This window comes from Aquabacter sp. DMC10 (assembly GCF_056314145.1).
The window spans coordinates 202,701-226,320 of record NZ_JBQUYX010000004.1 but is presented as its reverse complement, the minus strand read 5'-3'; the positions used below and the strand labels follow the sequence as shown (position 1 = coordinate 226,320).

The 23,620-nt window shown below is 67.6% G+C and carries 21 protein-coding genes; 15 read left to right on the top strand and 6 right to left on the bottom strand.

Annotation, left to right across the window (positions count from 1 at the left end; genetic code table 11):
* Positions 1-34: 34 nt before the first annotated feature.
* From fdhD to ACT54L_RS12770, 10 genes are all read left to right on the top strand, one after another.
* On the top strand, positions 35-889 hold the full coding sequence (gene fdhD / locus ACT54L_RS12815) for a formate dehydrogenase accessory sulfurtransferase FdhD (RefSeq protein WP_476085973.1): 855 nt from the start codon (positions 35-37) through the stop codon (positions 887-889).
* Positions 879-1,106: a formate dehydrogenase subunit delta gene (locus ACT54L_RS12810; protein WP_476085972.1), complete on the top strand. Its 228-nt coding sequence runs from the start codon at positions 879-881 to the stop codon at positions 1,104-1,106. Before fdhD ends, ACT54L_RS12810 begins: the two co-directional genes overlap by 11 nt.
* Before the next feature lie 501 nt (positions 1,107-1,607).
* Positions 1,608-2,900, top strand: a complete 1,293-nt coding sequence (locus ACT54L_RS12805) for a CmpA/NrtA family ABC transporter substrate-binding protein (RefSeq protein WP_476086341.1) — start codon at positions 1,608-1,610, stop codon at positions 2,898-2,900.
* A gap of 25 nt (positions 2,901-2,925) precedes the next feature.
* Positions 2,926-3,816 (top strand): nitrate ABC transporter permease, encoded by an 891-nt coding sequence (ntrB, locus tag ACT54L_RS12800; protein ID WP_476085971.1) that lies wholly within the window; start codon positions 2,926-2,928, stop codon positions 3,814-3,816.
* 10 nt (positions 3,817-3,826) lie between these two features.
* Positions 3,827-4,627 (top strand): ABC transporter ATP-binding protein, encoded by an 801-nt coding sequence (locus ACT54L_RS12795; RefSeq protein WP_476085970.1) that lies wholly within the window; start codon positions 3,827-3,829, stop codon positions 4,625-4,627.
* A 57-nt stretch (positions 4,628-4,684) separates the two neighbouring features.
* Positions 4,685-5,107 (top strand): globin family protein, encoded by a 423-nt coding sequence (locus ACT54L_RS12790; protein WP_476085969.1) that lies wholly within the window; start codon positions 4,685-4,687, stop codon positions 5,105-5,107.
* Positions 5,108-5,125: 18 nt separating this feature from the next.
* Complete coding sequence (locus tag ACT54L_RS12785; protein ID WP_476085968.1) at positions 5,126-6,334, top strand: NAD(P)/FAD-dependent oxidoreductase; 1,209 nt, start codon at positions 5,126-5,128, stop codon at positions 6,332-6,334.
* 31 nt (positions 6,335-6,365) lie between these two features.
* Positions 6,366-8,132 (top strand): NirA family protein, encoded by a 1,767-nt coding sequence (locus tag ACT54L_RS12780; RefSeq protein ID WP_476085967.1) that lies wholly within the window; start codon positions 6,366-6,368, stop codon positions 8,130-8,132.
* Complete coding sequence (locus ACT54L_RS12775) at positions 8,129-9,730, top strand: sulfite reductase subunit alpha (protein WP_476085966.1); 1,602 nt, start codon at positions 8,129-8,131, stop codon at positions 9,728-9,730. The genes ACT54L_RS12780 and ACT54L_RS12775 overlap by 4 nt, the downstream gene beginning before the upstream one ends.
* A 73-nt stretch (positions 9,731-9,803) precedes the next feature.
* Positions 9,804-12,509, top strand: a complete 2,706-nt coding sequence (locus ACT54L_RS12770) for a nitrate reductase (RefSeq protein ID WP_476085965.1) — start codon at positions 9,804-9,806, stop codon at positions 12,507-12,509.
* 15 nt (positions 12,510-12,524) lie between these two features.
* Here ACT54L_RS12770 and ACT54L_RS12765 read toward each other — a convergent pair whose 3' ends face one another.
* Entirely contained in the window at positions 12,525-12,920 is a 396-nt protein-coding gene (locus tag ACT54L_RS12765) for a gamma-butyrobetaine hydroxylase family protein (protein ID WP_476085964.1), read from the bottom strand.
* Between the two features lie 186 nt (positions 12,921-13,106).
* Between ACT54L_RS12765 and moaA the strand changes: the two genes are divergently transcribed.
* The gene (gene moaA, locus ACT54L_RS12760; protein ID WP_476085963.1) at positions 13,107-14,150 is read left to right on the top strand and encodes a GTP 3',8-cyclase MoaA; all 1,044 of its coding nucleotides are present in this window, start codon (positions 13,107-13,109) and stop codon (positions 14,148-14,150) included.
* Between the two features lie 244 nt (positions 14,151-14,394).
* On the top strand, positions 14,395-15,354 hold the full coding sequence (locus tag ACT54L_RS12755) for a DMT family transporter (RefSeq protein ID WP_476085962.1): 960 nt from the start codon (positions 14,395-14,397) through the stop codon (positions 15,352-15,354).
* A 33-nt stretch (positions 15,355-15,387) separates the two neighbouring features.
* On the opposite strand, the gene ACT54L_RS12750 is transcribed toward ACT54L_RS12755, so the two are convergent.
* Entirely contained in the window at positions 15,388-15,846 is a 459-nt protein-coding gene (locus ACT54L_RS12750; protein ID WP_476085961.1) for a MarR family winged helix-turn-helix transcriptional regulator, read from the bottom strand.
* Between the two features lie 191 nt (positions 15,847-16,037).
* Here ACT54L_RS12750 and ACT54L_RS12745 point away from each other — a divergent pair, with 191 nt between their 5' ends.
* The 3 genes from ACT54L_RS12745 to ACT54L_RS12735 are packed head-to-tail and all read left to right on the top strand — an operon-like array spanning position 16,038 to position 18,564.
* A complete protein-coding gene (locus ACT54L_RS12745; RefSeq protein WP_476085960.1) occupies positions 16,038-16,502 on the top strand; it encodes a nuclear transport factor 2 family protein in 465 nt (154 codons plus the stop codon).
* Positions 16,502-17,071 carry a TetR/AcrR family transcriptional regulator gene (locus tag ACT54L_RS12740; RefSeq protein ID WP_476085959.1) on the top strand — a complete coding sequence of 190 codons (570 nt, stop codon included), beginning with the start codon at positions 16,502-16,504 and terminating at the stop codon, positions 17,069-17,071. The genes ACT54L_RS12745 and ACT54L_RS12740 overlap by 1 nt, the downstream gene beginning before the upstream one ends.
* 44 nt (positions 17,072-17,115) lie before the next feature.
* Entirely contained in the window at positions 17,116-18,564 is a 1,449-nt protein-coding gene (locus ACT54L_RS12735; protein ID WP_476085958.1) for an FAD-binding oxidoreductase, read from the top strand.
* A 5-nt stretch (positions 18,565-18,569) separates the two neighbouring features.
* Here the strand turns inward: ACT54L_RS12735 and ACT54L_RS12730 are convergent, their stop codons facing one another.
* The 4 genes from ACT54L_RS12730 to ACT54L_RS12715 all read right to left on the bottom strand — a co-directional run bounded on the left by ACT54L_RS12730 (position 18,570) and on the right by ACT54L_RS12715 (position 23,561).
* Complete coding sequence (locus tag ACT54L_RS12730; RefSeq protein ID WP_476085957.1) at positions 18,570-19,790, bottom strand: MFS transporter; 1,221 nt, start codon at positions 19,788-19,790, stop codon at positions 18,570-18,572.
* A gap of 156 nt (positions 19,791-19,946) precedes the next feature.
* Positions 19,947-21,998 (bottom strand): SpoIIE family protein phosphatase, encoded by a 2,052-nt coding sequence (locus ACT54L_RS12725; protein ID WP_476085956.1) that lies wholly within the window; start codon positions 21,996-21,998, stop codon positions 19,947-19,949.
* On the bottom strand, positions 21,998-22,825 hold the full coding sequence (locus ACT54L_RS12720) for a hypothetical protein (RefSeq protein ID WP_476085955.1): 828 nt from the start codon (positions 22,823-22,825) through the stop codon (positions 21,998-22,000). The genes ACT54L_RS12725 and ACT54L_RS12720 overlap by 1 nt, the downstream gene beginning before the upstream one ends.
* Positions 22,815-23,561 (bottom strand): hypothetical protein, encoded by a 747-nt coding sequence (locus ACT54L_RS12715; protein WP_476085954.1) that lies wholly within the window; start codon positions 23,559-23,561, stop codon positions 22,815-22,817. Before ACT54L_RS12715 ends, ACT54L_RS12720 begins: the two co-directional genes overlap by 11 nt.
* Positions 23,562-23,620: the final 59 nt, after the last annotated feature.

Genomic DNA, 23,620 nt, shown 5'->3' with positions numbered 1-23,620 from the left:
ACCTTGCAGGGGTTCGCCCGCGCGAGGTCCGGCCATGTCTGACGAGCCCAACATCCCCGATTTTCCAGATCCGGTGCGCCGCGTCGACCGCGCCGCATGGCGGAACGGGGTCGTGTCGGAAGGCGAGCGGGCGGTGCCCGAGGAGACGCCGGTGGCGCTCACCTATAACGGCACCACCCACGCCGTCATGATGGCGAGCCCGCAGGACATTGCCGATTTCGCGCTGGGCTTCTCGCTTACCGAGGGCATCATCGCGTCCGCCGACGACATCCTCTCCCTCGATGTGATCGCGGTGGAGGATGGCCTCGAGGCCCGCATGTGGATCGCCGAGGAGAAGATGCGTGTCCTCTCCGCCCGCCGGCGCCATCTGGCGGGGCCCACGGGCTGCGGCCTGTGCGGCGTGGAAAGCCTCGCCGAGGCCATCAAGCCCGCCGCCCATGTGACGACGCAGGCCCGTTTCTCGCCCGGCGAGTTGCTGGCCGCGATGTCCCTTTTGTCACCCGCCCAGGCGCTGAACCGGGAAACCCGCGCGGTGCACGCGGCCGGCTATTTCGAGCCGGAGCGCGGCCTGCTGGCGGTGTGCGAGGATGTGGGCCGCCACAATGCCCTCGACAAGCTGGTGGGCAAGGTGGCGCGCCTGGAGGCCAGCCCCTCGCGGGGTCTGCTTCTGCTCACCAGCCGCGTCTCCATCGAAATGGTGCAGAAGGCGGCGGTGCTGGGCGTCGGCGTCATCGCGGCCGTCTCGGCGCCCACGTCGCTGGCCGTGCGCACCGCAGAGCGCGCCGGCATCACCCTTTGCGCCATCGTGCGGGACGATGGTTTTGAAGTCTTCACCCACCCGGAGCGCATCGGCACCGGGCCATCCGCGGGGCAAGCCCATGTCGCATAGCACCACCGACCGCCTGGTCTATATGGCCAACCAGATCGCCACCTTCTTCGCCACCCAGCCCCATGCGGCAGCGGTGGACGGCACGCGCACCCACATCCGCAAGTTCTGGGACCCGCGCATGCGCGAAAAGATCGCCGAGCACATCGCCCATGGGGGAGAGGGCCTGTCCCCCATCGCCAAGGAGGCGCTGGAAGGCCTGATGCCTGTGAAGGCCTGACGGCTCAAACGTTTCGCCCCGCTGTCACGCCGCCGGATGCCGCCGCATCCGGCGGCATTTTCATATGGGCACAAGCCGGCATCCGCCTCGCGGAAATTGACAGGCCCCCGGCGCGCACGCGTGCCGCACTGCACGCGTGCGCATCAAGTGACGCGAATTTGCGCATCACTTTTGCACGCCACCGAGCAGCCTTAAATTTAGGCATAAAGGATTATCTTGGCGGAGCAAAGCCTTGCTCCATAGCCCGCACTTGGCACAACTCTTGAAAGAGAGGTGAAGCGCGCGGTCGACGCTGATCGCGCTATCCCATTCGTCCCAAAGACGGGACCCGCAGCAGAGCCGCTGACACCGATGGCCGCAAGCCGTCGTGATGTCTGCGGCTTTTTTCGTTTCTGGCCCGCCTTTTCCGCCGACCCACAGGGGAACAGAATGACCGACGCGCCGTCCTCCAAGTCCGATCTGATCGTCCCTGCCTCCGCCCCCAAGGCAGAGCCCGCCCAGATGTCACGCCGCTCCCTGCTCAAGGGCAGCGCGGCGGCGCTCGGCACCGCCGCGCTGTTCGATGCGGTGCGCATGGCGTTCCCCGGTGGGGTGCCCTCGGCCTATGCGGCCGCGCCCGAAACCACCAAGGCGGTGCTCGGCTATATCGCGCTGATGGATGCGGCGCCCCTGGTGATCGCCAAGGAAAAGGGGCTGTTCGCCAAGCATGGCGTGCCGGACGTGGAGGTGGTCAAGCAGGCCTCCTGGGGCGCGACCCGTGACAATCTGGTGCTCGGCGGGGCCGCAAACGGCATTGACGGCGCCCACATCCTCTCGCCCATGCCCTATCTCATCTCCACCGGCAAGGTGACGCAGAACAACGTCCCGACCCCCATGTACATTCTGGCGCGCCTCAACCTGGATGCGCAGGCAGTCTCCGTCTCCAACGAATACAAGGACCTGAAGGTCACCGCCGACGCCACGCCCCTCAAAGCCGCCTTCGCCAAGAAGAAAGAGGACGGCAAGGAAGTGAAGGTCGCCATGACCTTCCCGGGCGGTACCCACGATCTGTGGATCCGCTATTGGCTGGCCGCCGCCGGCATCGATCCCGACAAGGACGTGTCCACCATCGTCGTGCCGCCTCCCCAAATGGTGGCGAACATGAAGGTGGGCAACATGGACGCCTTCTGCGTGGGCGAGCCCTGGAACGAGCAGCTTGTCAACCAGGGCATCGGCTTCACCGCCTGCACCACCGGCGAGATCTGGAAGAACCATCCGGAAAAGGCGCTCGGCATGCGCGCCGAGTTTGTCGACAAGAATCCCAACGCCACCTTGGCCATCCTCATGGCGGTGATGGAAGCCCAGCAATGGTGCGACAAGATGGAGAACAAGAAGGAGATGTCGGAGATCGTCGGCAAGCGGCAATGGTTCAACGTGCCTGTCGCCGACATCTACGGCCGCGCCATCGGCGACATCAATTACGGCAACGGCCGGGTGGTGAAGAACTCCGACCAGTACATGAAGTTCTGGAAGGATTACGCATCCTACCCGTTCCAGAGCCACGACACCTGGTTCCTCACCGAAGACATCCGTTGGGGCAAGTTCGAGCCCACCCTCGACACGAAGGCGCTGGTTTCCAAGGTGAACCGCGAAGACCTGTGGCGCACGGCGGCCAAGCAATTGTCCGTGCCGGCGGCGGAGATTCCCGCTTCCACCTCCCGCGGCAAGGAAACCTTCTTCGATGGCAAGGTCTTCGACCCGGCCGATCCCGCCGCTTACCTCAAGACGCTCTCCATCAAGCGCGTCGAAGTCTGACATCCCACGACCGGGAGAGCCCCGCATGTCCGTCACCGCCTTGAAGGAACCGCCGCAGCCGGCCCGGCGCACCAGCGCCGAGGTCGTGCGCCTCGCCCCCGCGCGCGCTCCGCTCACCGCTCATCTGAAGGCGGGGCTGCACTGGTGCGCCGTCAACATCGTTCCGCCCCTGGTGGTGACGGCGCTGCTCCTGCTCATGTGGGAATTGCTCTGCGCCAGTCCCACCGCCACCCTGCCGCCGCCGAGCCGCATCTGGGCGGACTCCAAGGACCTCATTGTGGACCCGTTCTTCGTAGCGGGCCCGCAGGATATCGGCCTCGGCCTGCGCGTGCTGGTGTCGCTCCAGCGCGTGGCGGTGGGCTTCGGCCTCGCGGCGGTGGTTGGCGTTCTCATCGGCGCCATCATCGGCCAGTCGGTCTGGGCCATGCGGGGCCTTGACCCGCTGTTCCAGATGCTGCGGACGGTGCCCCCGCTCGCCTGGCTGCCGCTGGCGCTCGCCGCGTTCCGCGACAGCAATCCCTCGGCCATCTTCGTCATCTTCATTACCGCCATCTGGCCGATCATCATCAATACGGCGGTGGGCATCCGAAACATTCCGCAGGATTATCGCAACGTGGCGCAAGTGCTGCGCCTCAACCCGCTGGAATTCTTCTGGAAGATCATGCTGCCTTCGGCGGCGCCCTACATCTTCACCGGCCTTCGCATCGGTGTGGGCCTCTCCTGGCTTGCTATCGTGGCAGCCGAAATGCTGACCGGCGGCGTCGGCATCGGCTTCTTCATCTGGGATGCGTGGAACTCCTCCCGCCTGCCCGACATCATTGTCGCCCTCGTCTATATCGGCGCGGTGGGCTTCGTGCTCGACCGCCTCGTCGCCGGTATCTCCGCCATCGTCACCCGTGGCACCGCTTCGGCCTGAGGAGGGTCTCATGACACAAGCCGCCTATCTCCAGCTCAGCCAGATCGGCAAGACTTTCTCGCGGGGCGCCGCCACCACCGAAGTCCTCAAGGACGTATCCCTGGACATCGGCAAGGGCGAGTTCCTGTCCATCATCGGCCATTCCGGCTGCGGCAAGTCCACCTTGCTCAACATCGTCGCCGGGCTCACGGGGGCGACCACAGGTGGCGTCATCCTGGACGGCCGGGAGGTGAACGCCCCCGGTCCCGACCGCGCTGTCGTGTTCCAGAACCACTCCTTGCTGCCCTGGCTGACCGTCTATGAAAACGTCCGCCTCGCCGTGGACAAGGTCTTCTCCGGCAAGCGTTCGCGGGCGGAGCGGCACGACTGGACCATGCACAATCTCGATCTGGTGCAGATGGCCCATGCCAAGGACAAGCGGCCGGCGGAAGTTTCAGGCGGCATGAAGCAGCGCGTGGGCATCGCCCGGGCGCTCTCCATGGAGCCGAAAGTCCTGCTGCTGGACGAGCCGTTCGGCGCGCTCGACGCGCTGACCCGCGCCCATCTCCAGGACAGCGTCATGCAGATCCACGCCAGCCTCGGCAACACCATCCTCATGATTACCCATGACGTGGATGAGGCGGTGCTGCTGTCCGATCGCATCGTGATGATGACCAATGGCCCCTCCGCCCGCATTGGCGAGGTGCTGGACGTCAATCTGGCGCGGCCACGCCGGCGGCTCGATCTCGTCACCAATCCCACCTACCTGAAGGCCCGCGAGGCGGTGCTGAAATTCCTCCACGAGCGCCATCGCTTCGTGGAAGCAGCTTGAACCCGGCGCCGGTCGGGCCGGCGCCGCCCCCTTCTTCCTCCCAGCCAGAGGTCCGCCATGACCCCGAGCCAGGTTGCCCTTGTGCAGGCGTCCTTCGCCAAGGTTGCTCCGATCGCCGATGCCGCAGCCAGCCTCTTCTATGGCCGGCTGTTCGAGATCGCGCCGGAGGTGCGGCCGATGTTCAAGTCGGACATCTCCGAACAGGGCCGCAAGCTCATGGCCACCCTCGCGGTTGTGGTGAACGGCCTCGCGAAGCCCGAAGCCATCCTGCCCGCCGCGCAGGCTCTTGCGCGTCGCCACACCGCCTATGGCGTCACCGCCGACCATTACACGCCGGTGGGCGCGGCCCTGATCTGGACGCTGGAAGAGGGCCTTGGGCCCGACTTCACGCCGGACGTGAAGGCCGCATGGCTGGCGGCCTACACGCTGCTGTCCGGCGTGATGATCGAGGCGGCGGCCGAAGCCCCCGCATCGGCCTGAGGGGAGTTCAATCGCGTCATGCTCGCCCCCCTCGTCATCATCGGCAACGGAATGGCAGCGGCCCGCCTCTGCGAGGAGCTGCGTGCCCGGGATCCCGCCTGCCCGGTGACGGTGGTGGGGGCGGAACCGCATCCGGCCTATAACCGGGTGCTGCTCTCCGACGTGCTGGCCCGCAAGGTGGCGGTGGACGACCTGGCGCTGAAGCCCGACGCATGGTGGGAACGCCACGGCATCAAGGTCATCCGGGGCGTGCCGGCCACCGGCATCGACCGGACCGAAAAGAAAGTGACCTTGGCTGACGGGAGCGTGCTGCCCTATGGCCGGCTCGTGCTTGCCACCGGTTCCCATCCCATCCGCCTGCCCCTGCCGGGCGCGGACCTGGCCGGGGTGCTCACCTTTCGCGACTTGAAAGACGTGGAGCAGCTTATTGCCGCCGCGCGGCCCGGAACCCGGGCCGTGGTCATCGGCGGGGGCCTTCTCGGCCTGGAGGCGGCGAGCGGACTTGCCGCCGCGGGCGCCGAGACGACCCTCGTCCACCTGATGGACCGGCTGATGGAGCGCCAGCTGGATCCCGCCGCCGCCGCCCTCCTGCGGGGGAGTTTGGAGGCACGTGGCGTCCAGGTGCGCCTTGAGGCCGACAGTGCCCGTATCGAGGGCACGGGCCAAGTCTCTGGACTGAGACTCAAGGATGGCACGCTCCTGCCCGCCGACCTGGTGGTGATGGCCTGCGGGGTGCGCCCCAATGCGGACCTCGCCCGGTCGGCGGGCCTCTCCTGCGGCCGGGGCGTGTTGGTGGACGACCAGCTCGTCACCAGCGACCCGGCCATCCATGCCGTCGGCGAATGCGCCGAGCATCGCGGCGCCGTCTATGGCCTGGTGGCGCCCGCCTATGAGCAGGCGCGCGCCCTGGCCGCCCATCTGTGCGGGGAGCGGGCGGCCTATGAAGGCAGCACCGTTTCCACCAACCTGAAGGTCTCCGGCGTCTACGTCTTCTCCGCCGGAGACATCACAGGCGGGCCGGGATGCGAGGACATCCTGCTCACCGATACCGGCCGGGGCACCTATCGCCGCCTGATCCTGAAGGAGGGTCGGCTCGTGGGAGCCGTGCTGTTCGGCGATACGTCGGACGGCCTCTTCTATCTCGACCTCATCACCCGTCACGCGCCCGTCGCCCATCTGCGCGCGGACCTGCCCTTCGGCCGGTCCGCGCTCGACAGGGCGGCCTGAGGCCGCTCCCCCTTTTGCGAAAGACAGGCCCATGAGCGCCGACTTCACCATCGACCAGAAGCGCTATCTGGAGGGCTTCGTCTCCGGCGCGCAGGCCGCCCGCATCATGAAGGGCGCCGCCCCCGTTCAGGCCGCCCCCGCCGCCGAGCCCACCGGTCCCGAGGCCGCCAGCCACCGCGCCATGGCGCGGACCGAGGCCGAGGGGCGCAAGCTGTGCCCGGAAGAAAAGGCCAAGCGCGAGGAATTGGGCCTCGACAGCTACCCGCGCATGAAGGAGGCGGCGGCCAAGGGCGAATTTCCCAAGGGCCCGGACCTTCTGCGCTGGAAGTATCACGGCCTGTTCTACGTGGCCCCCGCGCAGGACAGCTTCATGTGCCGCCTGCGCATCCCCAATGGCATCCTCACCCACTGGCAGATGCGCGGCCTTGCCGACATTGCCGAGCGCCATGGCGGCGGCTATGCGGACGTGACCACGCGGGCCAATCTCCAGATCCGCGACATCCCCGCCACCGATGGGGTCATCCTCCTGGAAAAGCTGGTGGATCTCGGCCTCACGGCGAAGGGCTCGGGAGCGGACAATATCCGCAACGTCACCGGCACCCCCACCGCCGGCATCGACCCGCAGGAGCTTCTCGACACCCGGCCCTATGCCAAGGAGTGGCACTACTACATTCTCAACACGCGCGAGATGTACGGCCTGCCGCGCAAGTTCAATGTGGCCTTTGACGGTGCCGGCCGCATCGGGGCGCTGGAGGACACCAACGACATCGGCTTCCAGGCGGTGAAGGTGAAGGCGGGCTTCGGCGTGGAAGCCGGCGTGTGGTTCCGCCTCGCCTTGGGGGGCATCACCGGCCACAAGGATTTCGCCCGCGACACCGGCGTTGTCGTGCGCCCGGAAGACGCCACCAAGGTGGCGGCCGCCATCGTGCGCGTCTTCATCGACAGCGGCGACCGCACTGACCGCAAGAAGGCGCGGCTCAAATATGTGCTGGATGCCTGGGGCTTCGAGAAATTCCTGAAAGCCGTGGAGGACAAGCTCGGGACGCCCCTCACCCGCCTGCCCGCCGAGGCGGTGCTGCCTCGACCGGAAACCGACCGGCTGGCGCATCTGGGGGTGCACCCGCAGAAGCAGGCGGGGCTCAACTGGATCGGCGTCGGCCTGCCCGTCGGACGGCTGACCGTAGAGCAGATGCGTGGCCTGTCCGACCTCGCCAGTTCCCATGGCGATGGCGATCTGCGCCTCACCGTCTGGCAGAATGTCATCCTGTCCGGCGTGCCGGACGAGCGGGTGAACGACACCAAGTCGCGCATCTATGCCCTCGGCCTTTCGGCGGAGGCGGACCCGCTCCAGGCCGGCATCGTCGCCTGCACCGGCTCGCGCGGCTGCAAGTTCGGCAATGCGGACACCAAGGGCACCGCCCGGGCCATCGCCACCCATTGCGAGGGCAGCGTCGACCTTGATGGGCCAGTGAACATCCACGTCACCGGCTGCCATAATTCCTGCGCCCAGCATTATATCGGCGATATCGGCCTCATCGGCGCGCGTGTCGCCATCAATGACGAGGGCGACACGGTGGATGGCTTCCACCTGCTGGTGGGTGGCGGCTTTGGCAGCGAGGCGGCGATCGCCGAGGAACTCTATCGCGATGTGAAGGCACAGGACGTGCCCGCCACGGTGGAGCGGCTGCTGGCCACCTATCTCGCCCATCGCAGCGGCGCCGAGACCTTCGCGGACTTCACCCGGCGCACCGGCGCCGAAGCCCTGAAACGCCTGGTCGATGCGGAGCTTGTGGCATGACCGTGCAGACCCGCCCCCCCTTCGTGCCCTTCCTGCCAGAAAGCGCGCCTTTCTCGGACGAGCAGCGGGCCTGGCTGAACGGCTTCTTTGCCGGGATCTTCTCGGCCGACACCCCGTCCGGCGCCACCGCTCTGTCGCCCTCCGAGGGCGCGGCCCTCATGCCCGCCCCGGCGGAGGAGGATGACGGCGCACCCTGGCATGATGCGGCCATGCCGCTCGCCGAGCGCATGAAGCTGGCCGAGGGCCGCCCGCTCGCCCGCCGCATGATGGCGGCCATGGCCCAGCAGGATTGCGGCCAGTGCGGCTATATCTGCGAGACCTATTCCAAGGCCCTGGCGGAGGGCACCGAGACCGCCCTCAATCTGTGCGCGCCCGGCGGCAAGGACACGCTGCGCATGCTCAAGCAGCTGGCGGGCGAGAAGGAGGGGGCGCCTGCGGCCGTCCCCGCCGCCGCCGTGCAGCCTGCATCCGCGCCGGTCCTCGCCGCCCTCGGCACGCGGGACAATCCGGGCGAAGTGGTCTTCCTTGGTCGCACCCGCCTCAACAAGGCCGGCTCCGAGAAGGAGACCTGGCATATCGATTTCGACCTGACGGGCTCCGGCATCGACTATCGCGCCGGCGACAGCTTCGGCCTGTTTCCGCAGAATGATCCGGCTCTGGTGGAGGCGGTCATCGCCGCCCTTCATGCGCCGGCCGACTTTCCCATCGGCGAGAAGACGCTCGCCGAAGTGCTGCTGCGCGAGGTGAGCCTCGGCGCGGCGCCCGACCCGCTCTTCACCCTCATCTCCTATGTCACCGGCGGCGCCCGCAAGGCGCTCGCCAAGGCATTGGCGGCGGGGGAAGACCCGGACGGCGATGCCGCGAGCCTCGACGTGCTGGCGGCGCTGGAGAAGTTTCCCGGCATCCGGCCCGATCCGGAAGCCTTCATCGAGAGCCTCGACCCGCTCCAGCCCCGCCTTTATTCCATTTCCTCCAGCCCGGCCGCCACGCCTTCCCGCCTGTCGCTGACGGTGGATGCGGTGCGCTATGCCATTGGAGCGCGCGCCCGGCTCGGCGTGTGCTCCACCTTCCTCGGTGGCCGCGTGGCGCCGGGCACGCGCCTGAAGGCCTATGTGCAGAAGGCCCACGGCTTCGGCCTGCCCGACGATGCCAGCCGCCCGGTCATCATGGTCGGCCCGGGCACCGGCATCGCGCCCTTCCGCGCCTTCCTGCATGAGCGCATGGCAACGGGCGCGCCCGGCAAGAACTGGCTGTTCTTCGGCCACCAGCGCCGCGACACCGACTTCTTCTATGAGGACGAGCTCTCCGGCCTCCAGGCCAAGGGCGTGCTCACCAAGCTGGACCTCGCCTGGTCCCGCGATGGCGGCGCCAAGGTGTATGTTCAGGACAAGATCCGCGCCGCCGGTCCCGAGCTTTGGGCGTGGCTCAAGGAGGGCGCGCATTTTTATGTCTGCGGCGATGCCAAGCGCATGGCCAAGGACGTGGAAAAGGCGATCATGGACGTGGCCGGGGCGGAAGGCGGACTTTCGCCGGATCAGGCGGCAGCTTTCCTGGCCGAACTGAAGAAAGCCGGCCGCTACCAGGCCGACGTCTATTGAGGGCACGCGCCATGGGCCGCAGTGTGGCAGTGGCTGCGCTCAGCGCAGCCTTGGACAGCAGGGGGTTAAGCCGTTGAACGCACCGGTCCAGAACCCCGCCGCCGTGCGCACCACCTGCCCCTATTGCGGGGTGGGCTGTGGCGTGGTCGCCACCCCGGAACCCGAGGGCACCGTCCATATCGAGGGGGATGCGGCCCATCCCGCCAATTTCGGCCGCCTCTGCTCCAAGGGCGCGGCCCTGGGCGAGACGGTGGGCTATGGCTCGCGCCTGCTCCATCCCCTGATGCGGGACGGCACCGGCACGCTTCAGCCGGCGGGTTGGGAGACGGCGCTCGACCATATCGCGGCGGGGCTGCGGGACACGCTGGAGCGTCACGGACCGCAGGCAATCGCCTTCTATCTCTCCGGCCAGTTGCTGACCGAGGATTATTACGCCGCCAACAAGCTGGCCAAGGGCTTCCTCGGCACGGCCAATGTGGACACCAATTCGCGCCTGTGCATGGCCTCTTCCGTCGCCGGCCACAAGCGCGCCTTCGGCTCCGACACGGTGCCCGGCAGCTATGAGGACTTGGACGAAGCGGACCTCATCGTCCTCACCGGCTCCAACACCGCCTGGTGCCATCCGGTGCTGTTCCGCCGCATGGCGGCCGCACGCCAGAAGCGCGGCACCCGGCTGGTGGTGATCGATCCGCGCCGCACCGCCACGGGTGAGGAGGCGGACCTCTTCCTGCCCATCGCCCACGGCACGGACAGCATTCTGTTCAGTGGCTTGCTGGTGCATCTGGCGGAGGCGGGCGCGCTGGATGAAAGCTATATCGCCGCCCACACCACCGGCTTTGCCGCCGCCCTCGCCGAGGCCCGGCGCATCGCCCCCACCCTCGCTACCACCGCGACGGCGACCGGCCTGCCCGAGGCAGACGTGGCGCGCTTCTTTACCCTGTTCACGGCCACCGAGCGGACGGTGACCTGCTATTCCCAAGGGGTGAACCAGTCGGCGCAGGGCACCGACAAGGTGAACGCCATCCTCAATTGCCACCTCGCCACCGGGCGCATCGGGCGGGCGGGCATGGGGCCGTTTTCACTCACCGGCCAGCCCAATGCCATGGGCGGACGCGAGGTGGGTGGCCTCGCAAACCAGTTGGCCGCCCATATGGGCTTTTCGCCGCAAGAGGTGGACCGGGTGCGCCGCTTCTGGGACGCGCCCGCCCTGGCGGAAAAGGAGGGCCTCAAGGCGGTGGACATGTTCGCCGCCATCGGCCGGGGCGAGATCAAGGCGCTCTGGGTCATGGGCACCAATCCCGTCGTCAGCTTGCCCCGTGCCGATGCGGCGCGGGCGGGCCTCGCCAAGCTCGACCTCTTCGTCGTCTCGGACAATGTGCGCCATACCGACACCATTTCGAGCGGCGCCCATGTGCTGCTGCCCGCCGCCGCCTGGGGCGAGAAGGATGGAACGGTCACCAATTCCGAGCGTCGCATTTCCCGCCAGCGGCCTTTCCTGCCCCGCCCCGCCGACGTGAAGCCCGATTGGTGGGCGCTGGCGGAAGTGGCCAAGCGCCTGGGACATGGTGGCGCTTTTGCCTGGCGCGGGCCAGCGGACATTTTCCGCGAACATGCGGCGCTCTCCGGCTTTGAGAATGGGGGCACGCGGGACTTCGATATTTCCGGCCTCGCGGACGTTTCCGACGCCGCCTATGAAGCCCTCGCGCCGGTGCAATGGCCGGTCCAGCCCGGCGCGGAGCGGGGCCGCGAACGCCTGTTCGGCACGGGCGGCTTCTTCACGCCGGACCGCAAGGCCCGGTTCGTCTCGCCGGCGCCGCCGCAGGCGGCCATTGCCAGCCCGGACTTCCCGCTCCTGCTCAATACCGGCCGCATCCGCGACCAGTGGCACACCATGACGCGCACGGGCCTGAGCCCCCGTCTCGCCCGGCACATCCCCGCCCCCTTCGTGGCGGTGAACCCGGCAGATGCGACGCGCTTGCGCCTGGAGGATGGCGGCCTGGCGCGCCTCGCCTCGGCTCACGGTGCGGTACGGCTGCAAGTGCGCCTGGACGAAGGGCAGAGCCCCGGCACGGTCTTCGCTCCCATCCATTGGAGCCATGCCAATGGCTCGGACGGGCGTGTCGGCCCACTGGTGCAGGATGATACGGACCCCTTTTCCGGCCAGCCGGACATGAAGGCGACGCCGGTCGCCCTCGCCCCCCTGCCCGCGCCGCAGGAAGCCTTCCTCCTCTCGCGCACAGCACTCGATCTGCCGGAGGGCAGCTTCTGGGCACGCGTTGCGCTCGGGGGTGGCTTCGGGTGGAAGGTGCTGGCCGATCTCGACGCCTGCACCTGGCAGGCCTTCGGCCGCGCGCGCATCGCCGGGCGCGACCATGCCGAGCTGGTGGACCTGACTGGCGGCCACTACCGGCTGGCAGTGTTCGAGCCGGACGGGAACCTGGCCTTCGTGCTCATGGCCGGCCCGCGGGGTGGCGTGCCCGCCTGGGACACGCTGGTGCACCTGTTCGAGCATGGCCCCGTCAATGATGCGGATCGCAAGGTGATCCTGTCTGGCCGGCACGCTGACGGGGAAGCATCCGCTGGCCCCCTGGTGTGCGCCTGCTTCGGCGTGGGCGCCGGCGCCATCTGCGCGGCCATCGAAGGCGGGGCGGCGACGCCCGAGGCGGTGGGAGCCCGGCTGAAGGCTGGCACCAATTGTGGGTCCTGCCTGCCCGAGATCCGCCGCCTCATCGGCGAGGCGCCGTCTTCCGCGGAGCGCACGCTCACCGCCGCCGCGTAAGCGGGGTTAAGGGCGTCAGCCCCGGCTAAGGCCCTTTTCCTTCAGGGCCTCCAGATAGGCGGCAAACCGCGTTTCCTGCTCAAGGCCGAGCGTATAGAGCAGCACCCAGCTGTAGAGCCCGGTGGAATGCCCGTCATCGAACACGATGCGCACCGCATAGCTGCCCACGGGATGAAGCTCGGCAATGCGCACACTGCGCTTGCCCGGCACAGTCACTTTCTCGTGGGGCGCATGGCCCTGCACCTCGGCCGAGGGGCTCTCCACCCGCAGATATTCCGCCGGCAAGGTAAAGCTGGCCCCATCCTCGAACGTTACCACCAAGGCGTGCTTCTCCTGGGCGACGCGCAGTTCGCTGGGCCAAGGATCGGAAGGAACGGCGGGGGAGGCTTGGCCGGACCCGTGCTCGGTCATGGGAGACGTCCTCGAAATGGAAGGCAGAGCACACGCTTCGGCCTTGGAGGGAGGATGCGGTGATAGACGCGGCGCCGGTCCTTCCTCAAGCGGGATTGCAGGCCAGCCCCTACCCTTTCCGCGCAGGCATACGATATAACGGGATCAAGACCGCAGAAAATCAGAGAGGAACGGTCAGTGAGGCGGATGGCACGGGACCTGGGCGACCGGAGCGGCGGGACGGGCACCTCTTTGGGCCCGCTGATGGATACGTTCGGCCGCACGGTCAGCTATCTGCGCGTGTCGGTGACGGACCGCTGCGACTTCCGCTGCGTCTATTGCATGGCCGAGCACATGACCTTCCTGCCCAAGCAGGACCTGCTCTCGCTCGAGGAACTGGACCGGCTGTGCTCCGCCTTCGTGGAACGGGGCGTGCGCAAGCTGCGCCTCACCGGCGGCGAGCCCCTGGTGCGGCGGGACGTGATGACGCTGTTTCGCGCCCTCTCCCGCCATCTGGAGAGCGGCAAGCTGGAAGAATTGACGCTGACCACCAACGGCTCCCAGCTCGCCCGCTATGCGGCGGACCTGGCCGCGTGCGGCGTGCGGCGGGTGAATGTCTCCATCGACACCCTCAACCCGGACAAGTTCCGCGAGGTGACGCGCTGGGGTGACCTCGGCAAGGTGCTGGAGGGCATTCGCGCCGCCAAGGCCGCCGGCATCCATGTGAAGATCAATGCGGTCGCCCTGCGCGACGTGAATGAGCAGGAGATCGCCAGCCTGATGGAATGGTGCCATGGCGAAGGCCATGACCTCTCCCTGATCGAGGTGATGCCGCTCGGCGAAGTGGGGGCGGAGCGGGTGGACCAGTATCTGCCTCTCTCCGAAGTGCGCGCCAAGCTGGAGGAGCGCTTCACGCTGGAGGACATCCCCTACCGCACCGGCGGGCCTGCCCGCTATGTGGAGGTGAAGGAGACCGGCGGCCGGCTCGGCTTCATCACGCCTCTCACGCACAATTTCTGCGAGGGCTGCAACCGGGTGCGCGTCACCTGCACCGGCACGCTCTACATGTGCCTCGGCCAGGAGGATGCGGCGGACCTGCGAGCGCCGCTGCGCGCCTCTTCCGACGATGGGCTGCTGCATACGGCCATCGATGCCGCCATCTTCCGCAAGCCGAAGGGCCATGATTTCGTGATCGATCGTGCCACCCGCGCGCCGGCCGTGCATCGGCACATGAGCACCACGGGCGGCTAGGTTCTACCGCTTCTGAGCCGCACAAGTTTCTGCGTCCCACCAAGGGCTTAACCTGCCGTTTCCGATTGCGGCGCGCAGATGGCAGACCCATGCCGCACGCGACGGGCTTGCAGAGCGGACCAGCCATTTACGCAACGGCGTATCGGCATCAAATGGGTTAGAGACGTTCTGGTCGGCTTCTCGCGCACTGCCGGGTCTCCCCGTGCAGACCGCCCTCCCGCGCAGGCCGCCCAGGAGACGACCGGTGACCCTCAGTCCTGTCATGCGCGGCATCGTGGCGATGATTACGTCCATGGTGCTGTTCATGGGCAATGATACGTTCATGAAGCTGGCGACCGCCAAGCTTCCGGTGGCTGAGGTCATCGGCATCCGCTCCATGATGGCGGCGGTGCTCCTGTTTGTGCTTCTGGTGGCGACGGGGGACATTCGCGATGTCCACCACGTGCTGCGCCGCAAGGTGGTGATCCGCTCCGCGCTCGATTCCGCCACCACCTACACCTATGTGGTGGCGCTGGCGGTGCTGCCCATTTCCACCTCCACCACCATCTATATGGCCGCGCCCCTGATCACCACGGCACTGGCTGTGCCCATGCTGGGCGAGTCGGTCTCGTTCAAGGGCTGGTGCGCCATCATCGTGGGCTTTGCGGGCGCGGTGATCGTGACCCATCCCGATCCCACCAGCTTCGACACGCTGGCGCTGCTGCCGTTGCTCGCGGCCCTGTTCGGCTCGGTGCGGGACATTGGCACGCGCTCCATCTCCGTCGCCGTACCGGCGACCGTGATTTCCTTCGCCAGCTCGCTCGTCCTGTCGGTGACCGGGCTGCTGTTCGCCATCATGCATCCCTGGACCTGGCCGGACCTGACCTCGCTGCTCTACATGGCGGGGTCCGGCACCTGCTATGCGGCCGGCACGCTGTTCCTGGTCTATGCCTTCCGCAATGCGCCGGTGCGCGCCGTGTCGCCGCTGCGCTACGTGCTGGTGCCGCTGGCGCTGGTCGTGGGCTATTTCGTCTTCGGGCACATTCCCGATGGCTGGGCGAGCGTGGGCGCGGTGCTGGTGGTGGGCGCCGGCCTCTATTCCATCCACCAGGAGGCCTTGCGCGGGCGCGCCGCCAGCCGGGCCGCACGCGCCTTGAGCGAGGCCGCGGCCACCGGCTGCGGCACGCCGCTGGCCGGTGCCATCACCCGCGCCCCGCCGCGCTGATCCGCTCTTTTCAGGCGGAAGACGGGCCCGTCCTCAGTCCGGGCGACCCTCTGAGGCCGCTGCGGCGCCGAGCGTCTCGCGCAGGCCCACCAATTCGTCCTTGAGCCGGACCAGATCCTCCATCTTCCCGCCGGTGGCGGCAAAGATGCACGGCGGCACATCCGCCGCCTTCGTGCGCAAGGTCCGGCCGGCGTCCGTCAGGCTCACCCGCACCACCCGCTCGTCCCTGGAATCGCGAAAGCGATGCACCAGCCCGTTGGCCTCCAGGCGCTTCAGGAGCGGGGTGAGGGTGGAGGATTCCAGGAACAGCCGCTCGCCGATCTCGCCGACCGTCTGGCCGTCCTTTTCCCACAGCGCCACCATGGCCAGGTACTGGGGATAGGTCAGTCCCAGCTCGTCCAGCAGCGGCTTGTAGACGCGGTTGAAGGCGTGGTTCGCGGAATAGACGGCAAAGCAGAGAAAATCCGCCAGCCGCAAATGATCGTCGGCCATGCGGCCATCCCTCATGCAGACGCGGCCCCCTGAAGGTTTGCCGCCTCTTCCAATATAGATCGCACACGATCAATCTGCCAGAGGTGGCGATGACCTGCGCAAATGCGAGGCCGACCGCCCTCGACCTTGACATGCTCGAACGCCAGTGTACCAATTGGTACACTAAAGATCTTTCGGTACGGAGCGCACCCATGTCACGTCCCCCCTTCCCGCCCTTCACCTTTGAGACGGCCAGGCAGAAGGTCCAAATGGCCGAGGATGCCTGGAATCATCAGGACCCGGTGAAGGTCTCGCTGGCCTATACGCAGGACAGCATCTGGCGGAACCGCTCTCAGTTCCTGGCGGGGCGCGAGGCGATCGTCGCCTTTCTGGCCGGCAAGTGGGAGAAGGAGCTGGACTATCGCCTCATCAAGGAATTGTGGGCCTTCCACGAGAACCGCATTGCCGTGCGCTTCCAATATGAGTACCGCACGGCGGAGGGCGCGTGGTTCCGCGCCTATGGCAATGAGAATTGGGAGTTTGACGAGGCCGGCCTGATGCGGTGGCGGCAGGCGAGCATCAATGATGTCCCGATCACGGCCGGCGAGCGCAAGTTCCTGTGGCCCAAGGGACCGCGCCCAGCCGATCATCCTGGCCTCACCGAACTTGGACTTTGATGGCGCGCACCGTCCATGAACGTTCCGACGTGCTCCCCCTCCTCGGCGAGGTGTTCCGGGAGCACGGCTATGAGGGCGCCAGCCTGTCCGTGATTACGGCACGGACAGGCCTCGGCAAGGGCAGCCTCTATCACTTCTTTCCCGGCGGAAAGGAGGAGATGGCGCAAGCGGTGCTGGCCCATATCGATGCCTGGTTCGAGACCGAGATCTATGCGCCCCTGCGGACCGATCCCGACCCGGCGGCCGCCATCGTCCATATGATCCGGGGCGTGGATGCCTATTTCCGCTCCGGCAACCGCGTATGCCTGGTGGGCGTCTTCGCCCTGGTGGAGGCACGCGATCGCTTCGCGGTGGCTGTGAAGGACTATTTTGTGCGCTGGACCGCGGCGCTCGCGGACGCCCTGGTGCGGGCCGGCCGGCCGGCGGATGCCGCCTTTGCGGATGCGGAAGAGGCGGTCCTTGCCATCCAGGGTGCGCTGGTTCTGGCGCGGGCGCTGGACGACCCCGATGTGTTCCGCCGCGCCATGGCGCGGATCGCTGTCCGGCTCGGCGTCGAGGGAGCCCCTTAAGGTTCCGCTTGCGATGGGCCGGCCCCTGATCCAGTCTCCCGCCCATGTCGAGCCACGCCCCCGCCCCCCTTCTTCTGTCCCCCGACGTCACCGCCCCGGTTCTTGAGCGCATCGCCGCCCGCATCGGCGCGCGGCACGTGCTTGTGGATGCCGGCGAGATGGCGCCCTATCTGGTGGAGGACCGGGGGCTCTTTCGCGGCGTTTCCCCTGCCGTGCTGCGTCCGGGCAGCCCGCAGGAGGTGGCCTTCTGTGTCGCGGCCTGCGCCGAGGCGGGCATTCCCATGGTGCCCCAGGGCGGCAATACCGGACTTGTGGGCGGGCAGGTGCCGCTGGGCGGCATGGTGATCTCGCTCCAGCGGCTGGATCGCATCCGGCGGCTGGATGCCTCCGACTACACCCTCACCGCCGAAGCGGGGTGCACGCTCCATGGGGTTCAGCAGGCGGCGGCGGAGGCCGGATGCCTGTTTCCCCTCTCCATTGCTTCGGAGGGCTCCTGCCGGATCGGCGGCAATCTGGCGTCCAATGCGGGGGGCACCGCCGTCCTGCGCTACGGCAACACGCGGGAGCTCACGCTGGGCCTGGAAGTGGTGCTGGCCAATGGCGAGATCTGGAACGGCCTCTCCCGGCTGCGCAAGGACAATACGGGCTACGACCTGAAAGACCTTTTCATCGGCTCGGAGGGGACCCTCGGCCTCATCACCGCCGCCGTGCTGCGCCTTTATCCCAAGCCTCGCCAGCGAGCGACGGTGCTGGCCGGCGTTCCCGATCCCCATCGTGTGCTGCGCCTGTTCGAGCGCCTGCGGTCCGAGGCCGCCGATGCCCTCACGGGCTTTGAAATGATGCCGTCCTTCGGCATGGAGATCGTGCTGCGGCACATGCCGGGCATGGTGCGGGCCCTCCAGGGCACCCACCCCTTCTATGCCCTGATCGAACTCACCTCCCCGCGCGCCCGCGACGACCTGTCAGGGCTGGCGGAAGCCGTTCTGGGCGACGCCCTGGAGGCGGGCGAGATCGAGGATGCGGTGATCGCAGCCAGCGAAAGCCAGGCGGACGGGCTGTGGGCGCTGCGCGAGAACATGTCGGAGGCCCAGAAATTCGAGGGCGGCTCCATCAAGCATGATGTCTCCGTGCCCGTCTCCTGTGTCGCCGACTTCGTGGTGGAGGCGAGCCGCCGGTGCGAGGCGCACATGGCGGGGGTGCGGGTGTGCGCCTTCGGCCATGTGGGCGACGGCAACATTCACTTCAACCTCAGCCAGCCGGTGGGGATGGACAAGGCCGCCTTCCTCGCCTCCTGGGAAGGCTTCAACCGCATCGTGCACGACCTGGTGGCGCAGATGGACGGCTCCATCTCCGCCGAGCACGGCATCGGCCTCCTGAAGCGGGAGGAACTGGTGCGCTACAAGGACAAGGTGGCGCTTGACCTGATGGCGCGCCTGAAGGCGGCCATTGACCCGCGCGGCCTGCTCAATCCCGGCAAGGTGCTGATGGGCTGACGGGCTCAGGCGCGCTTCTGGCGCCCGCCCACTCCCATCACCGCAAAGATGCACAAGGCGAGCGGAACCGAGGCCGCAAGGAACACGGCCTGGTTCATGTGGTGGTCCAGAAGCGCGCCATAGATCAGCGGCCCCAGCAGCGAGCCGATGTCGAAGCCGGAATAGACCACGCCGAACACCTTGCCCGTCGCCCCGACCGGCGCCGCCCGGCGCACCAGCACGTCGCGCGAGGGCATGGTGACGCCGAAGAACAGGCCGATGCTGGAAATCAGCACCACCATGAGCCAGGCCGGATGCACCGCCATCCCCACGCTGGCACAGGTGAGGGCCGCGAGCGCGAGGCCTGCCATGGCCACCCGGTGGTGATGGGTCGCCCGATCCGCCAGCACCCCGCCGATGGACACGCCCACGATGGTGGCCAGCTGGTAGCAGCCAAGCGCCAGCGCCGCGAGCGACGCGGACAGGCCATACCCCTCCTGCAAGGCGGTGATGGAAAACGACTGGACGCCCACCAGGGCCATGGCCGAGGAGACGAAATACAGGAAGGCGAGCAGCACCACCGGCGTCATCAGCACATGGGCGAAGCTGATGGCGGGCAGCCCGTCGGGATGGGCCGCGGCCCGTGCCGCATGGCTCTGCGTCTTCAGGAGCGGGCGGGCCAGCAGCAGGCCGCAGGCAATGGTCAGGCAGGTGAGCCCGAGGATCATCAAGGCCGTGCGCCAGCCGAAAGTAAGCGCCAGGAAGCCCGAGGCGACGGGCGAGACGGCAAAGCCCAGATTGCCGGCGATCACATGGGCCGCGAACGCTCGTCCCAGCCTTTCGGAGCGCACACGCTGGCTCAGGATGGACAAGTCCGCGGGGTGATAGACGCTATTGCCCAGGCCGGCGAGCGCCGCGAGGGGCAGCATGGCCGTATAGGAGGGGGCAAGCCCAAGCCCCGCCATGGAAGCGGACTGCAGCGCCATGCCGGCGATCAGCAGCCGGTCCGCGCCGAACCGATCCACCAAAACGCCCGCCATCACCTGCCCGGCGCCGGAAAACAGATAGAAAACCGACAGCAGGAGGCCCAGATCGGTAAACGACACATTGAGGTCGCTGCGCATGCCGATGAAGAGGGGGGCCAGCGCGAGCTGCAGGACGTGGCTGACGAAATGTGCGGTGCCCACCGCCGAGATGGTGGCAATCTCGCGCTGGGGCTCGGCGGCGGAGGGGGCAGCAAGGCTCACGCGTCTCTCCCGGGTGCCGCCTGCATGGGACAGCACGCTTGTTCTGGACAAGGCACCCGTCGCTGGGGCGCGCCGCCTGGCGACAAGCACACGGTCTCCGGCCCTGATGGACCCATCGTTGCAGACCGATGTTTTAGACCAGCGGCGCGCGTTGCCCTAATGCGTATTGCGCGGACCATGCCCGCCGAAATAGCGGAGCGTGAGCAAGGTGATGTCGTCGGCCTGGGGCGCGCCGCGCTCGAAGGCGCGGATGGAGGCGAGCACATCATGCTCCACCTGCGGCACCGGCCGCTCGTGGAGGCCGGAGGCGAGCAGCGCTTCCAGGCGCTTCTCGCCATAGGGCTCGTCGTCGATGTCGAAGGCCTCGGTCACGCCGTCGGTGAAGAGGAGCAGCGTGTCCCCCGGCTCCAGCTGGATTTCACGCTCCCCATAGACGAAGCCCTCCATCACCGCCACGGCCATGCCCTGGGTGGTGGGGAGCGCCTGCACCTTGCCCTCGCGGGAGATGCGATAGGGCGGATTATGACCGGCATTCACATAGGTGCAGCGGCCGGTATCCAGATCGATGACGCCGTAGAACAGCGTCACGAACAGCATCTGGTCGTTCTCCACGGCCAGCAGGTCGTTGAGGCGGCGGACGCTGCTGGAGGGGGAGCGCTCGAACATGGCGGTGGAGCGCAGCAAGGTGCGCGAGATGGCCATGAACAGGGCCGCCGGCACGCCCTTGCCCGACACGTCCGCCACCACGAAGCCGAGCGTGGACCGGTCGATGAGGAAATAATCGTAGAAGTCGCCGCCCACTTCGCGGGCCGGGGTCATGTGGCCATCCACCATCACCCGCGGGTCGGGGGGGAATTCCTTGGGCAGGATGGCCAATTGCACCTGGCGGGCAATCTCCAGCTCCTGCTGGAGACCGGCCAGCTTGGTCTTGGTGATGAGGGCCTCGCGCAGTTCCACCACCATGGAGGACAGGCGGGTATATTGCTCGACGATGCGGCGCGACAGATCGTGCAGCACCCGCGCCACCCGGCGCAGTTCGTCATCCCCCTCGCTCTCTTCGGGGCGGGCGAGCAAGGCCAGCACCTCTTCCCGATCGGTGGGGTCGATGGCGTCGGCAAGCGCCTTCAGCTCGGTGGAAATGACCGCCTCCTGGCGGCGGCGCACGCGCTCGCGCTGGCGCCGGCTCTCGGCGAGGGCCTGGGCATTGGCCCGCAGACCCACCACCGCCTGCCCGATGCGTCCGATCTCGTCGGCGCCGGTATGGTCCAGCGTCACGGACGTATCCCCCCGCGAGAGGGCTTCCAGCACGGCGATGGCATTTTCCAGCGGGCGGAAATTGTACCAAAGGAACACATAGAGGCCGAGCAGGCCGAAAATGACGAGGGCCAGGCTCACCAGGATGGCCGTCCGGCGCAGCAGCGACTGCGCCTCCCACTCGGCGGTCTCGTCCTTCAGGCTGATGACGGCCCCGACGATGGAACTGGCGAGGTCGTCCACCGGAACCGTGGTGACCGAATAGGTGCGCGGACCGATCACCACCTGCTCATACTGGGGCACGCGGGGCGAGACGTTCAGGTTGGCCTGCTTCCACAGCAGCTCATCGGACGTATCCACCAGGCGCCCGCGCAGCGAGACCAGGGAGGCGCCGGCCCCGAGGCTGGAAGCGAAACGGTTGACGGCAACCCGGGCATCTCGCGCCAGCACCACCACGACGGCGCCTTTGCCGGGCAAGGTCAAGGTGCGCGAGGCCACCACCAGGATTTCGCTCGCCGACACCGAGCGCAATCCGCCCACCGGCCGGCCGGACAAGGCCTTGTCGAGGGTGCCCGCATCCAGAATGCCGCGCCCGAAGGCATTGCCGAGGCTGAAGATGATGTCCCGGCCCTGGTCGATCACCTCCAGCGCCAGGTTCGGAATGTCTTCCTCATAGCCCAGTTCCTTGAGCTCCTGCATCACGCGCTCCCGATCGCCGGCGGCCAGGGCGCCGATGGCGAAGGACGACGCCTCCATCTCCGCAAGGATCTGGTCGAGATCGGAGACCTGCGCCTCGACAATCTCGCTCCACAGCGACGACTGCAGGGAAATGGCGATCTGCGAGGAGCGCCGATGCTCCAGGCGGTCGCGCACCAGGCTCGAGGCCCAGAAGGCGGCGCACAGCGCCAGGAAGCCGATGCCCACCAGCAGGGTGATGCGGGTTCTCAGCAGCATCAGGCGCCCCTCGACGCTTCGGTCCTGGCGCCGGGCCGGGCGAGCACCTTGCGGCGCACCCGCTCCACCTCGGGACGCAGACGGCCGTCGAAGTCCACGGTCAGGATCTCATCGGCATAGGCCTGGAGCGCCGCCTGTCGCTCCAGGATCCGGCGGGAGCCCTGGCGCAGCGCAGCGAAGGCTGCCCCAACGGCGCCGATGCTCACGACGGTGGGCGGTGGACCGAGGTCGAAATCCCCCGCGGCGGTGCGGGCCAGAAGATCCGTCAGCCGCCGGCGGGAGCGCGCCAGGCTCGACCCGGCGAACATCGCCCCCACGCCGCCACCGAGGAGGGCGCACACCACCAGGGCGATGATGGCGTCGCGATTGAGATCGGCGAAGGCGGTGGACAAGGTGGTGGGGGTGGTGATGACATCCACCTGCCCCATCTGGATGCCATCCACCTGAATGGGCATGGTAATGGTGTCGGTGCCGGTGGCGGGGCCGACGGCGCTGCGCAATTCACGCCCGTCCGGCCCGCGCAGCACGATGCGGGCAAGGCCCGGGGTGCGGGACAGCGTTTCGTCCAGATAGGCTTCGACGCCCGGCAGCAGCTTGAGGGGAATGCCGAAGCGCGCCGCCTTCTCGAACTGGGACGCCAGGGAGCGGGCCACCGTGGTGCCGATCAAGGTGGCGTCGCGCCGGGCCTCGTGCTCCACCCGCATGCGGAAGCTGGACAGCAGGAAGGCGCCGGAGAGGCCGCCCACCAGCAGTGTAATCATGAACACGAAGAGCGCACAGGCCAGACGGTCGCGGCCGGTGGCGGCCGATTGCGATTCAATGCGCATCGTCCAGCTCCTGCAGGTCGCGCATGCCGGTCTCCACCCGCTCCTCGGCCTTGTCCCACGCCTCGCGGGTTTGCACAGCGAGCTTTTCCAGCGTCAACCCGCGCTGGTTCTGGATGCTGGCACCGCGCAGGATTCGGGCGACGCGGGCAAAGGGCCGTGTCATGACGAAGGCGCAGGCGCCCGCTGCCAGGATGCCCATCAGGCACGCGGCGGCGATGGTCACGGCGGAATGAGAAACCAGCGCAAAGCCCAGTGTTTCCACCCGCTGCATGCGCGCCGAATCAGACACGGTGACAGCAATGCCGCCGGCGACACCGAGGTCCCCATCAAATCGGGTCCCAAAGGTGGATTCCCGCGGGCCGTCCATGTGCCAGATGGTGTCCTGCTTCAGCAGCGCGAGCCATGGCTTGTCCACCATCTCGCCGATGGTGCCGCGATCGGTGCTGTAGATGAAGCGCCCTTGGGGATTGAAGATGTCGATGGCCACAATGGAGGGGTCGTTCACCTTCTCGCGCTCGATCCGGGCCTGGAGCAGGGAGATCTGGTCGAGCGTCAGGCCGATGGACAGATTGGCTTCGGTGGCGCTGCGCAGCGTCCCAAGGAGATGGGACACGCGCGCCAGCTCGATTTCCTCGCCGACCTTGCTGCCAGCGAGGAAGGCAGCGCTTGCCACCGTCACCAATGTGACGAGGAGCGTCCCTAAGGTCACCAAGACGAGCCGACTGACAAATGTCATGAAGACGGAATGCTGTTCTGTGAAGCGCGCGGGACGTTACCCCCCCGGGCCGTTGCAAA